The sequence below is a fragment of the Arthrobacter sp. B3I4 genome (assembly GCF_030816855.1).
GTDB lineage: Bacteria > Actinomycetota > Actinomycetes > Actinomycetales > Micrococcaceae > Arthrobacter.
On record NZ_JAUSYK010000001.1, the window covers coordinates 1,886,336 to 1,899,068 of the forward strand.

The following is a 12,733-nucleotide window of genomic DNA, read 5'->3' on the forward strand; positions in this document are numbered from 1 at the left end:
CGATGGCTGCCCAGGCCAATCGAGAACATGCCCAGCACGGCGCCGTCTCCGGGCGAGAAACCCCGTCTGCGGTCGGACTGGCACTGACAGGCCCGCCCGCGGATAAGCGGCGCACAGAACGCCGCAGAACATCCGCCGCCGGGTTCCGTGCACGGAGGGCGCACCGGGCACGCATGGTCCGACGGGGGCAACACTTGCGCCTGCGTATCCGGCGGCCCACGGTCAGCGCTGCACCAGAGCCCCGCCAACCGAAGGAATGAACCCGTAACACCGCATCACGAGAGGAAGAAACGAAATGAAGACCGCTGTCGTTATCGAGGACATCGTGGAGATGGTCCGGCTCGCACACGGGGGACAGGGCGACCCGCTCATGTTCGAACTCCGCCTGCCCAACCGGCTGACAACTGCCCAGGCCTACCTGACTACCGCCGTGGCGATCATCGACGCCCTGACCTCCGGACCGAACCAGGACGCTGTGCTCGCTGGTATCACCAAGCTTGGCTCGGAGATCACCACCGACACACCACAGCGGCCAGGGGAAGACGACCGATGATGAAAGGGCCTAGTTGAACCCACCCGTAAGGGCAATCAATCCCCAGAAAAAAGCGAAGAGGACCGCCGAAACGGCGGAGGTGATGATCCAAGGTGTGACCACGAACTTGTAGACGGCTGCGAAGAGGCCACCCCTACGTGCCTTGCCTCTCTCGCCCCCGTAAATGGACCAGCCCAAGAGGAACCACACGATCATGACAAGGGTGAAGACCACAAGCACGTTCACAAGAAACTCAGTCATGCGGCCAATCATCCAATAACCCCGCCCGCCTAACCGCTAAAAATTGGATTTTTTGGTGGAGTGTCCTTCCCCATCACCGCGCCGTCAACCAAAAAACCCCCGCAAGTGGGGCGTTAAGCTTCGTGGGGGAACAGGTTTCCCCGAAGAACGTTCGGGAAGCAAGGTCATGAGCGAAATTGTCAGCCACAAGAAGCCGGGGACTACCGGGTACCGGGACGGTTGCCGTTGTGCGGAGTGCCGGGCTGCGCACGCGGCGAAGGAGGCGGAGCGCCGGGCGCGGAAGGCCGGTGAGGGCGCGTCTGTGACCATTCTGCGGCCGGTGGGTCCTGGGCGCGTTCCGGATGCGTCTGCGGGCCGCGTGGCGCCCCCGGACGAGGAGCGAGTGCCCGGCAAGACGGAGCATCGGGTGATAGCCGAGATCGAGTCGTTGTGGCGCCCGGGGTGGGACGCGGAGTGCGATGTCTGGGAGGAGCAGGCTTTGGACGCCGCCCGCCGGTTGGATGATGGCCCGGCGACCACTCACGTGGCGCCGCTGAACCGGTTGAAGAATGAGGCCCTTCGGGAGTTGCGCCGGTTGATGACGAAGCAGGCCCCGCCGTCCGGAGATGAGGGCGCGGTTCCGGTCCGGGATGATTTCGTGGATTGGGTGGGGACGACGCACACCTCCTCGGCGATGTGTCAGCCGTCGTGGCCGGTAGTCGCGCCGGGCCAGTGTACGTTCTGCGATGCCGCCGCCCGCCTGGGCCGCACACAGAACGGCGGCTAGCCGCCGCGCAGGGCCGGGGCTGTCCGTCTAGCGGGATGCGGGGTGGGGTCCTGCCGGAGCGGGGGTCTGAACGCCGCAGAACGACAAGCACGGGAACACCCCTTGCAGGCCGGCTGAAAAGCCGGAACTTGGCACCAAGAGGCCAACAAAAGCCCGTTGACCGTTGGTAAACTGTAGTTGTCAGGCAAGCACCTTTCATGGCAGACGGCAGTGCGATTGGCACACCGGCGCCGGGACGGCAGCGAAAGACGGGGAAACGGTATTTCGGCTCCGCCGACAGGCAGCGTGAAAGCGCACCGGGCGTATTGAGCGAGACCGTGTTTGAAATTTCCTTAGTTCATTTCGCGCCGCCAGTGGGCGCATTTCCAGAAGGGCAGAACAATGCCGAACAGCACAATGGCGCAGATGTTGATTCAGAAGCGCAAAGAAGCCGAAGCCAAAGCACGTGCGATCCTCGACCGTGCCGAAGCCGAGAACCGTTCCCTCGATGCCGAGGAACAGCGTCAATTCGATCAGATTTCCGCCGACATGGACGTACTCCGCCAGCGGTCGGATTCCCTGGTGAAGTTCGATGCGGACAACCGCTCGGCCGAGGAAGCCCTGGGGCGCCTTGGTCACGTTGAGCACACCCACTCGGACGTGGACGTGACGGCGCAGTTCCGGAGCCTCGCTAACGGCGAGGTCCGCCATATCAACCTCATGCCGACCAAGGCCGAGAACCGGCGCTTCACGGAACACCGGGCACTGTCCAAGGGCACCGCGACGGCCGGTGGAAACACCGTGCCGACGTCGTTCCATGGCCAGCTCATCGAGCACCTGATCGAATCCGCAACGCTGATCAATGCGGGTGCGACGGTCCTCAATACCGACTCGGGCGAGAACTATGACGTGCCGGTGACCACCGCTCACGGCGCCGCCGCGCTCGTCGCTGAATCCGGGACCATCCCGCAGTCTGATCCGACGTTCGCAAAGCGGACCCTGGGCGCGTACAAGTACGGGCTCCTTGTCCTCGTTCCCCGTGAACTGCTCGAAGATACGGGCGTGGACATGGAGGGCTACCTCGCCAAGAGCTTCGGCCGGGCCGTTGGCAACGCGCTTGGGGCGCACCTCATTACCGGGACCGGGACCGGGCAACCGGCCGGGATCACCACGCAGACCACCCTCGGCGTTACGTCCGGAACGGCCGTTGCCGGTGCGCCGACGTTCGATAACCTCATCGATCTCATGTACTCGGTGAATCCGGCTTACCGGAATTCGCCCGAGGCCGGGTGGCTGATCAAGGACTCGTCCGTTGGTGTTCTCCGGAAGATCAAGGACACGGCCGGACGGTACCTTTGGGAAAATTCGACCGTTGCCGGGGTTCCTGACCTCATCCTGGGGAAGCAGGTTTTCACCGATCCGAACATGCCCGCCACCGGGCTGAACGCGAAGTCGGTTGCCTTTGGTGACCTCTCCTCGTACTGGGTCCGGATCGTCAATGGCATCCGCTTCGAACGGTCCGACGAGTTCAAGTTCGACACCGATCAGGTCGCGTTCCGTTGCCTCATCCGTGGCGACGGTCTGCTCATCGACCAGAGCGGCGCTGTGAAGCACTTCGTCGGAGCTGCGACCTAGGCAATCGGAAAGGGGCCGGGCCATGATGCGCGAGCAGGAAATTCGAAGCACCGAGCACGTTGTGGAATTCCGGGCCGGTGGGACCACCACCACCGGCCTCGGGGTTCTCACCGGGCTCATTGTGTTCAACAAGCGGAGCGTGAACCTGGGCGGATTTGTCGAGGTAGTGGACCCGAAGGCGTTCAACAAGACGCTTGCGGACCGCGTGCCCGTCATGGCCCGCTTCAACCACGACAGCAACCTTCCCCTCGGAACTACAACCGCCGGAACCCTCCGGCTGAAAGTCCAGCGGGACGGCCTCCGGTACGAAGTGGATTTGCCGGACACCGGAGCGGGCCGGGACGTGAAAGCCCTGGCCGAGCGGGGTGACCTTCGGGCCTCGTCGTTCGCATTCCGCGCGGTCGAGGACGACTGGGGCTTCACCGAAGACAACACACCGCTTCGAACGCTCAAAAGCGTCAAGCTCGTGGACGTGGCGCCGGTCATGGAGCCCGCGTATCCGGACTCGACTACCGGGATGCGTTCGCTGGCGGACCGTCTCGGAGTGCCGTTCGCTGACGTTGAACGGGCTGCGGCCGAGGGTGAATTGCGGCTCCTGGCCGCGCGTGCCGGTTTGCCGACACGGACCACGCAGAAGGCGGAACCGGCCGGGCCGACTATCGCCGAACTGCGCCGCCGTCTCGATGCCGGCTTATTTTCGGGATAGCTAGGGGACCGGTCCGGCCACCCTAGGGGAGGCCGGAACGCCCGGGGCGACAGCGGCGATCCGGGGAACGGGAGTATTCGCCCCGTTCCCGTAAACGGACACCGCGAGCCAATGGCAGGGGGGAAGTCTCCGATTTCTCACATCCTTTCTGGGAGGTCTTTCCCCGGGGTCACGCCCGCGAATGGCCCGCCGGGGCCGGTACCCTCGGCGGGCCGTTCTATGTGGGTCCGCACTTTCCGGGGCGGCTCGAAGCCCGGCTTCCAACGTCATTTGACTTGAATTATCAGCGAGCTTATGGTTGCGCTGTTCGAGTTGAATCCCCCATGACGACTTGGACACCCGAACGCCCCGCACCTTACGTCGCCCCCGACCGAAGTGCGGGGCGTTTGTTTTTGCTCTCGTTCGCTGTCTGCCCCCCGCCCTACTGTGTGACGGGTGGTGAAGATAGATGTGGACGCCGTACGACGCATGCTCGCCGGACGGAACGGCAAACAGCGGCCCCGCTACGATTACGGCATGGCCAGCTTCACGCTCGACGGGGAAACCTACGAGTACTTGAAACCCGACCCCGGACACCCGCCGGAAGAAACCAAGTCCTGGACGTACGGGCAGTACCCCAAAATCCGTGCGACCCTGCAGCTGGCCGACGGCGGCACCGTGACCGTCTACGCCGTCGCCGAACGCTGGAACCCCTCACACATACTTGTGAGCTGGGCAGATGACGGGCGGCACTCCCACTGGGCATGGATACCTGCGGGCAACGTGGAGCGCGTCACGGACTCCGAATGGGACATCGAGGAGTACCGGCGCTGCCCTGCGGAACTGCTCGGAATTCGTTGGGGCAACCGCCTGCCTGGCTTCCTGCCGTCCTGAAAGGAGAACGACGGTGGTTGACCGAGTCGAGGCCCCGGTAGCCTGCATCGCGGCGCCGCCACTGTATTCTTGCCGCAACACTCGTTTTATTTCCTTGGGGGAACCAAATTGAACAAGCTCCGCCCTCTTACCGCTGCCCTCGTGCTGGCGGTGTTTTCCTTGACTGGATGCACGGGCGCGTCTCCCGTCGCGGGAACCAGCCCGACGACGTCGTCGGCGACCGCCAGCGCGACGCCCAGCCCGACTCCTACGGCCACAATCGCACAGTTTGCGTCCATCCTCACCGAGGAGGAGAAGACGTGGCGGGACTACAACGACAACATCACTAAATGCGCGTTCGCGTCGATTGGCAAAGCACCTATCGACAAAGTTCAGAGCACCACCTGCAAATACACCGTGCAGACGGTAACGGTCACCGCCAAGACGGCGGCGAGAAAGTTCCGAGCGCTGCCCACACCGCCTGCGGAGATTTCTAACCTCCGAACCCGGACGTTGTCCGCCTTAGATTCGCTCGCTGCCGTTGAAGCTACGACGGCTTGCAAGGACACCCAGAGTAGTGCCTGCGATGACGCTGAAACCTTGGCGAACGGGGCGATCCGTCCCCTCATCTCGGTGCTTGATGCCTGGCGGCCCTACACCAAATAGGTAAATGGCGCGCTGGCCATGCGGTTTCCCCGGCAACCACCCTCCCGAAACTGTCGGTGCCGATCGCTATGGTTTGTTCCGGGGGAATCGCAACCGGCGAGCCCACTAGATCGGGAGACCAACTATGGCTGCAAACCACCAGCGCATCGAGTCAGCGGGGACGCTAAGGCGCATGACGACTTGTTGATTGAAGCGCAAAAGGCACTTCTCACCAAAGTGGCCGGTTCAACATCAGCGCCAGGCGCACGCAACTTTGCGGAAGCCTACGCGTTGATCAGCGGTCACATCAGTGCCACGAACTCCACCGAAGTCAAGAATGGATAAGCGCGAGATCCGCGAAAGCGCACACACATGCCCGAAGTGCGGATCGCCTTTGCGCGAGATCTGGGTCTTCGGACCGGACGGGGGAATCACGGGCGGTCGGGAGTGGCAGCGTGTAGGTAGGCCCTCGTGCCCGGCGGGCCACCGGCTTGAGTGGAACCTGGCGGGGCAGCCGCTGTAGCCTGCCGATGAGATCATCGCCCGCCGCAGGTAATCTGGCCGGGCGATGATCTTTTTCGCCCTCCAGAGTCGAGCAGGGGGCTGGAAAGGCTATGATCGCTGGGTGCCGCCGCTACCTTGGACAACGAACCAACTGAAGAAACTCGGATTCTGCATCAGGGACGAGATGCCGATTCCCGATTCGCTACCCTCATATGACGAAGTCATGGTCTTTTACAATGATCTCGCGGCGGACACCCAGGCGAAGATACGGGGATTGGACTGGGCACCCCTCCTAGGTGATCGCGTTCCCGAGGTCACTTCTCGCCCAAAGACTATTGACACACTTCGGCAGAAGCTTCAGCGTGACCGCAGCACCCCACTTCCCAGTGTGCAGGACGTTGCCGGTGTCAGGTTCGAGGCGGAGATGACCCTCGACGAGCAAGATGCTGTGGCTACCGCGATTGCCGGTTACTTCGATCATGACCTCAAGACCTGCATCCGCGACATGAGAAACGACCCCCATAGCGGCTATCGCGCTGTTCACCTCTGGCTCAGGCTGCCAGGACGCGTCGAAGTGCAGATTAGAACGCATCTCCAGGGCCAGTGGGCGAACACCTACGAGGCCATGGCAGACGTGCTGGGCCGAGAAATCCGGTATGATGAAGTTCCCAAAGATGAGGCGGCCATGCGGCTAGTAGACTCATTGCAGAAGTTGTCCAGTGATGGCATCGGCGTCCTTGAAGAACGCAGGGCAGCGATCCGGAGAGCTTTTGACCTCATCCAAACTACTCTTGGGGATATTCCTGTTGACCCAAGAGTGGACAAACTGCGGAGTTACGAATCCGATATGGACGAGTTTGAAGACACGGTGAAAACGAGCCTCGCAGACATCAAAAAGTCGTTTGATACGATGCGAATTCATAAGAAGGGATGAGCAGATGCCTGGATACGTAATCGAATACAACCGCATAACTGGAGATCGATATGTGATCGAGTTCCCTGGCTCCAACGGCCACCGTGAGGCCTTGCTCGAACGGCTGAAGCTTGAGAAGATCCGCCCCAGCGAAGACTGGGAGATAGTTTCACTCAACAGTGATTCCCTAGAGACGGTTCAAAAGACTCACTCCCGGTACTTCACCGGTAGTCAGGTTCCAGCGCTAAGCGCCTAGCGCCACACGTTCTGCGCTGTTGACGGGCGGCTTCCCGGCCAAAGAAGGATTGGGGAGCCGTCCGTCTCTTCTGTTTAACCAACCCGGAGCGGTGCTGCAAGCAACTAATATCAAATGTTGTTCCCAAGCGAGGTCTTCGTCGCGCGCAACGGTGAATCAGAACTGACCTCCGTCGCGTTGACGGAGCAGCAGGTCCGCGACCTCGTCGAACGCATGCTCAAAAGCTCGGGCCGGCGGCTGGACCTGTCCTCGCCCTTCGTCGATGCAGCGCTGCCCGACGGCTCACGCCTGCACGTGGTGATCCCCGATGTCACGCGGCGGCACTGGGCCATCAACATCCGCAAATTCGTGGTCAAGGCCAGCCGACTCGAGCACCTCGTGGAACTGGGAACGCTCACTCCGCAATCGGCACGCTTCCTCGGCGCGGCCGTGGCCAGCGGACTCAACATCCTGGTCTCCGGCGCCACCCAGGCAGGCAAGACCACCATGCTGAACTGCCTCGCCGCCAGCATCGGCACCCGCGAGCGCGTCGTCACGGTAGAGGAGATTTTCGAACTCCAGTTCCCCCTCCGCGACGTCGTGGGCCTGCAGTGCCGGCAACCAAACCTCGAGGGCGAAGGCGAAATCCCGCTCCGCCGCCTCGTAAAGGAAGCACTGCGGATGCGGCCAGACCGCCTGGTGGTGGGCGAAGTCAGGGAAGCCGAAAGTCTGGACATGCTCATCGCCTTGAACTCCGGAATGCCCGGCATGTGCACGGTCCACGCAAACTCTGCGCATGACGCCGTCACCAAAATTTGCACGTTGCCGCTGCTCGCCGGCGAGAACATCGCCAGTGCCTTCGTCGTCCCCACCGTCGCTTCCTGCATCGACCTCGTGGTCCACTGCAGCCGCCACGCGAACGGACGCCGGCAGGTGACGGAAATCCTCTCGCTGGGGCGCCGGGTGGAAAACGGTGTCATCGAATCGTCAATGGTTTTCGAGGCCTCCGGTGGCGAGCTCCGGCCGCGGCCGAGCTCCATGCCCGCCGCGGAAAAGTTCGCGCGTGCCGGCTACGACGTCGCGGCGTTGCTGGAGCAGCACTGATGGCACCGCTGCTGGGGGTGCTGCTGCTCGGAGCCGGGCTGCTGCTGGTCTGGTGGTCCGCCTGGGAACAGCCGCCGCCCACCCGGCGCCGGCCAAGAGCGAACCGGCTCGAAGATCTGCTGCGCGCCGCCGGCATTGAAAAGGTCAGCCGTCTGGGCCTGATCGCCACCTGTTGCGGGATGGGAGCCCTTGTCACCGTTGTCTTCTTCGCCGGGACCAGATCGTGGCCGATTTCGGGCTGCTTCGGCCTGTTCGGCGGCTGGCTGCCCCTGGGCATCGTGAGGTGGCGGGCACGTAAGCGGGCAGCGGTGCTCCGGGAGCTGTGGCCCGACGTCGTTGACCACCTTCGCTCGGCCATCCGGGCAGGATTATCGCTTCCGGAGGCCCTGATGCAACTGGGCGACAAAGGGCCGTCCGAGCTGCGCCCGCTGTTCCGCGACTTCGGCGCCGATTACAGGTCCGGCGGCCGGTTCGACCCGGCGCTGACCAGGCTCAAGGAACGGCTCGCGGACCCGGTGGCCGACCGGATCGTCGAAGCGCTCCGGCTGACCCGGGAGGTGGGCGGTTCAGACCTTGGCCGGTTGCTTGGAACGCTGGCCGAGTTTCTTCGGGAGAACGCCCGCACCCGCAGCGAACTGGAGGCGCGGCAGTCGTGGACGGTCAACGCCGCCCGGCTCGCCGTCGCCGCACCGTGGATTGTGCTGATACTGCTTGCGAGCCGCCCCGAAGCGGTGGCCGCCTACAACTCACCCGCCGGCGCAGCGGTGCTGGCAGCCGGGCTGCTCGTCTCGTTGTTTTCCTACGCCATCATGTTACGGATCGGCGCCCTGCCGCAGGACGAACGGGTCCTCCGATGAGCGCGCTGATGGCCAGTGCGGTGGCATGCGGCGCGGTCCTGGGCGGTGGTCTCTGGCTGTTCCTCGTGCGGTTGCCGTTCCTGCGGCCCACCAGCTTTACCGAGCGGATTGCACCGCAGTTGCGGTCCCACAGCCTGGAATCGCGGCTGTTGCGTGCGGCGCCCGGAAACCTGACGCCCTTCGGACCGCTGGAACGAATACTGCGCCCCGTGGTCCAGGACTGGCTCCGGGCGCTGGGCAGGCTTAACCCGGGCTCCGCGGCGCTCAACCGCAGGCTCGCGCGGGCCGGAAGCAGTAAATCATCGGTGGATTTCCGTGCCGAGCAGTTGCTTTGGGCGGCCGGCGGTCTTGTCGCGGCCGGCGTCCTTGTCCTGCTCGGCGGCGCCGCGGGCCGCTTGAATCCGCTGTTCTCCCTGCTGATTGTCCTGGGCGCCGGCCTTGCCGGTTTCCTGTTGCGCGACTACATGCTCGGTGCCCAGGTCAAAAAGCGGGAGGCCCGGATGATGGCCGAGTTTCCCAGCGTCGCGGAACTGATGGCGCTGGCGGTCAGCGCGGGAGAGAGCGCCGCGGCTGCACTCGACCGGGTGTGCCGCAGGACTCACGGGGAGCTGTCAAAGGAGTTCTCCCGTGTGCTTGCCGCCACCCGTGCGGGCCAGCCGCTGGCTGAGGCCCTGCAGGAATTCTCGTCCCGCACCGATCTGGGGCCGCTGGTCCGGTTCGTGGACGGGCTGATCGTCGCAGTGGAGCGGGGGACGCCGCTGGCGGAAGTCCTCCGCGCCCAGGCACAGGATGTCCGCGACACCGCAAAACGCGACCTGATGGAGTCTGCCGGCAAAAAGGAGATCGGCATGATGGTTCCGCTCGTCTTCGGGGTGTTGCCCCTAACCGTGGTGTTCGCCGTCTTTCCGGGGCTGGCAGCCATCAGCCTGGGGCTTTGAGCGGAACCAAAACCAACCAACAAAAAGGGGAAGCAGTGAAGGCAATCAGCATCCGAATGTTAGTGGTCCATCTGGCTAGCCTGCTGTTGTGGCGGACGGGCCACCCGGGGGCGCCCTACACGGGGCGGCCAACCGATGGCGACGGCGACGCACGCGAGCGCGGCGACGTGCCGGGGTGGGTGATGATCACCCTGATGTCAGCCGTGCTGGTGGCCGCGCTGCTAGCGCTCGCCGGCCCGGCTCTGGAGGGGCTCTTCAACCAGGCGATGCAAAAAGTCGGGCAGTAGGCAGTGCATCTGGCTGGCGGACCAAGCCCGGCTAGCCCGGCTGAAGCCGTCCCCGGCGGAGCCGCCGGGGAACGCGGCTCCGCCGTGGTGGATTTCGTCCTGGTCGGCGCCCTGCTCACACTTTTTTTCTTGGGAATCATCCAGCTGGCCCTCGTCCTGCACGTCCGGAACACGCTGGTCGACGCCGCTGCCTCCGGCGCCCGGTACGGCACGCTGGCCGACCGCAACGCCGCGGATGCGAGGGAACGCACCGCGCAGCTGATCGGCGTCGCCCTCACCTCCGAGTTCGCCCGGGACGTCAGCACAGCGGAGACCACCTACGCCGGCATCCGCACCCTCGAGGTGACTGTGCGCGCACCGCTGCCGGTCATCGGGCTGATCGGGCCCCGCGAAATGCTGGAGGTGAAAGGGCATGCCGCCCTCCAGCCTTAGCGCTAATCTTGGCGCCGGCAAGAGCGGTGACGACGGCGAGAGGGGAAGCGCGGTCGTCGAGTTCACCTTTCTTTCGTTCCTGCTGATGGTGCCGGTCGTATATTTCATCATCACGCTTGGCCAACTCCAGGGCGGCTCGTTCGCGGTGGTCGGCGCCGCCGACCAGGCCGCCAAGGTGTTCGTCGCACAGCCCGACGCGGCGGGCGGGCCGGCCGCCGCAGAGCAGGCGGTACGCTTGGCGCTCGCCGACTACGGCCTCCCCGCGGACAACGCCAGCCTGGAAACAAGCTGCAGCCCCGCCGACTGCACGGCAGCAGGAACCGCCGTCACCGTCACGGTGCACCTCACTGTGCCGCTTCCCTTCGTGCCGTTCGGTGACACCCTGAGGCTCGACGCCGGCCACCTGAGCGCCACCGCGACGCAGGTCATCGGCCGGTTCCGATGACCGCCCGGGCTCCGCACCCCGCCGAAGCCGGTCCGTCGGAGGGCGGTCCCTCCGACACCGGCCCGTCGGAGGCCGGCCAGCTGATGGTGCTGATCATCGGGTACGTGCTGCTGGCCCTGCTCGTCACAACCGTGGTCGCCGCCGCCTCCAGCGTGTACATCGAACACAAGAAGCTGCTGTCCCTGGCGGACGGTGCCTCGGTCGCCGCCGCTGACAGTTTCACCCTCGGCGAGCTGGACACTGCGGCAGGAAGCCCGACCGCCGTTCTCAGCGCCGGCCGGGTCCGCGGGACCGCCGTCGACTACCTCAACCGCGACGGCGCCTTCGGCCGGTTCAGCGGCCTTACCGTCGCCCCGGACACCGGGAGCCCCGACGGTGCCACCGCCGTCGTCGTCCTCAGCGCCGCGGTCCATCCGCCGATCATCAACTTCCTGGTCCCAGACGGCATCCGGATCGAGGCGACGTCGACGGCGAGGTCCCGGCTGACGCGCTGACCCGCAACCGGGGTAGGCTTGAAAAACCATGGCTAACATTGATTTTCCCGCAGAAATCCGCGCGCTGCGCGCCACCTACGCCTCGATTGAGAACGTCTCCAACGTTGAGGCGCTGAAGGAAGACATCGCCGAGTTGAGCGAACGCGCCGGCGAGCCGAACTTGTGGGACGACCCTTCCGCAGCCCAGGTCATCACCTCCAAGCTCTCGCACAAGCAGTCCGAACTGGAGCGGCTGAACAAGCTGGCCGCCCGGATCGACGACCTGGAAGTGCTCGTGGAGCTCGGCCAGGACGAGGACGACGCCGACTCCATGGGTGAAGCCGCCACGGAGCTCGATTCCGTCCGGAAGGCACTGAGCGAACTCGAGGTGGTGACGCTGCTTTCGGGTGAGTTTGACGAGCGCGAAGCCGTGGTCACCATCCGGGCCGGCGCCGGGGGAGTGGACGCCGCCGACTTCGCCGAGATGCTGCTGCGGATGTACTTGCGCTGGGCCGAACGCCACGGCTACCCGACCACCATCATGGACACCTCCTACGCGGAAGAAGCCGGACTCAAATCCGCCACCTTCGAAGTGAAGGCACCGTATGCCTTCGGCACCCTGAGCGTCGAGGCCGGCACCCACCGGCTGGTCCGGATCAGCCCGTTCGACAACCAGGGCCGCCGGCAGACCTCCTTTGCCGCCGTCGAGGTCATTCCGCTGATTGAACAGACCGACTCCATCGACATTCCGGACAACGAAATCCGGGTCGACGTCTTCCGCTCCTCCGGCCCGGGCGGCCAGTCGGTGAACACCACCGACTCCGCGGTGCGCCTGACCCACATCCCCACCGGCACGGTGGTGTCCATGCAGAACGAAAAGTCGCAGCTGCAAAACCGGGCCGCCGCCCTGCGCGTCCTGCAGTCCCGGCTGCTGCTGCTCAAGAAGGAACAAGAGGACGCCGAGAAGAAGGCATTCGCCGGCGACGTGAAGGCGTCCTGGGGCGACCAGATGCGCTCCTACGTGCTCAACCCGTACCAGATGGTCAAGGACCTCCGCACCGAACACGAGGTCGGCAACACCTCCGCGGTGTTCGACGGCGAGATCGACGATTTCATCGACGCGGGGATCCGCTGGCGCACCGACAACCGCAACGCCGAAAAGTAACGGG

The 12,733-nt window shown here is 64.5% G+C and carries 16 protein-coding genes; 15 read left to right on the plus strand and 1 reads right to left on the minus strand.

Annotated elements, in window-relative coordinates:
* The first annotated feature begins 295 nt into the window (after positions 1–295).
* Positions 296–553: a hypothetical protein gene (locus tag QFZ61_RS08850; protein WP_307035219.1), complete on the plus strand. Its 258-nt coding sequence runs from the start codon at positions 296–298 to the stop codon at positions 551–553.
* Between the two features lie 9 nt (positions 554–562).
* Here the strand turns inward: QFZ61_RS08850 and QFZ61_RS08855 are convergent, their stop codons facing one another.
* Complete coding sequence (locus tag QFZ61_RS08855) at positions 563–793, minus strand: hypothetical protein (RefSeq protein ID WP_307035221.1); 231 nt, start codon at positions 791–793, stop codon at positions 563–565.
* A 406-nt stretch (positions 794–1,199) separates the two neighbouring features.
* Between QFZ61_RS08855 and QFZ61_RS08860 the strand changes: the two genes are divergently transcribed.
* From QFZ61_RS08860 to prfB, 14 genes are all read left to right on the plus strand, one after another.
* The gene (locus tag QFZ61_RS08860) at positions 1,200–1,559 is read left to right on the plus strand and encodes a hypothetical protein (protein ID WP_307035223.1); all 360 of its coding nucleotides are present in this window, start codon (positions 1,200–1,202) and stop codon (positions 1,557–1,559) included.
* A 405-nt stretch (positions 1,560–1,964) separates the two neighbouring features.
* Positions 1,965–3,173 (plus strand): phage major capsid protein, encoded by a 1,209-nt coding sequence (locus QFZ61_RS08865; RefSeq protein ID WP_307035225.1) that lies wholly within the window; start codon positions 1,965–1,967, stop codon positions 3,171–3,173.
* 22 nt (positions 3,174–3,195) lie between these two features.
* On the plus strand, positions 3,196–3,879 hold the full coding sequence (locus QFZ61_RS08870; protein ID WP_307035227.1) for an HK97 family phage prohead protease: 684 nt from the start codon (positions 3,196–3,198) through the stop codon (positions 3,877–3,879).
* 435 nt (positions 3,880–4,314) lie between these two features.
* A complete protein-coding gene (locus QFZ61_RS08875; protein ID WP_307035228.1) occupies positions 4,315–4,752 on the plus strand; it encodes a hypothetical protein in 438 nt (145 codons plus the stop codon).
* A 108-nt stretch (positions 4,753–4,860) separates the two neighbouring features.
* Entirely contained in the window at positions 4,861–5,397 is a 537-nt protein-coding gene (locus QFZ61_RS08880) for a hypothetical protein (protein ID WP_307035230.1), read from the plus strand.
* A gap of 547 nt (positions 5,398–5,944) precedes the next feature.
* A complete protein-coding gene (locus tag QFZ61_RS08885; protein ID WP_307035232.1) occupies positions 5,945–6,814 on the plus strand; it encodes a hypothetical protein in 870 nt (289 codons plus the stop codon).
* A 349-nt stretch (positions 6,815–7,163) separates the two neighbouring features.
* A complete protein-coding gene (locus QFZ61_RS08890) occupies positions 7,164–8,132 on the plus strand; it encodes a CpaF family protein (protein ID WP_307035234.1) in 969 nt (322 codons plus the stop codon).
* Positions 8,132–8,989 carry a type II secretion system F family protein gene (locus tag QFZ61_RS08895; RefSeq protein ID WP_307035236.1) on the plus strand — a complete coding sequence of 286 codons (858 nt, stop codon included), beginning with the start codon at positions 8,132–8,134 and terminating at the stop codon, positions 8,987–8,989. The genes QFZ61_RS08890 and QFZ61_RS08895 overlap by 1 nt, the downstream gene beginning before the upstream one ends.
* Positions 8,986–9,927, plus strand: a complete 942-nt coding sequence (locus tag QFZ61_RS08900) for a type II secretion system F family protein (RefSeq protein ID WP_307035237.1) — start codon at positions 8,986–8,988, stop codon at positions 9,925–9,927. Before QFZ61_RS08895 ends, QFZ61_RS08900 begins: the two co-directional genes overlap by 4 nt.
* 35 nt (positions 9,928–9,962) lie before the next feature.
* Positions 9,963–10,214: a hypothetical protein gene (locus QFZ61_RS08905; RefSeq protein ID WP_373427194.1), complete on the plus strand. Its 252-nt coding sequence runs from the start codon at positions 9,963–9,965 to the stop codon at positions 10,212–10,214.
* Positions 10,215–10,301: 87 nt separating this feature from the next.
* On the plus strand, positions 10,302–10,646 hold the full coding sequence (locus QFZ61_RS08910) for a TadE family protein (RefSeq protein WP_307038086.1): 345 nt from the start codon (positions 10,302–10,304) through the stop codon (positions 10,644–10,646).
* Positions 10,627–11,091: a hypothetical protein gene (locus QFZ61_RS08915; protein WP_307035240.1), complete on the plus strand. Its 465-nt coding sequence runs from the start codon at positions 10,627–10,629 to the stop codon at positions 11,089–11,091. Before QFZ61_RS08910 ends, QFZ61_RS08915 begins: the two co-directional genes overlap by 20 nt.
* Positions 11,088–11,585 (plus strand): pilus assembly protein TadG-related protein, encoded by a 498-nt coding sequence (locus QFZ61_RS08920; protein WP_307035242.1) that lies wholly within the window; start codon positions 11,088–11,090, stop codon positions 11,583–11,585. Before QFZ61_RS08915 ends, QFZ61_RS08920 begins: the two co-directional genes overlap by 4 nt.
* A 28-nt stretch (positions 11,586–11,613) precedes the next feature.
* Positions 11,614–12,729, plus strand: coding sequence for a peptide chain release factor 2 (gene prfB, locus QFZ61_RS08925; RefSeq protein WP_307035244.1), 1,116 nt, complete (start codon positions 11,614–11,616; stop codon positions 12,727–12,729).
* Positions 12,730–12,733 lie beyond the last annotated feature (4 nt).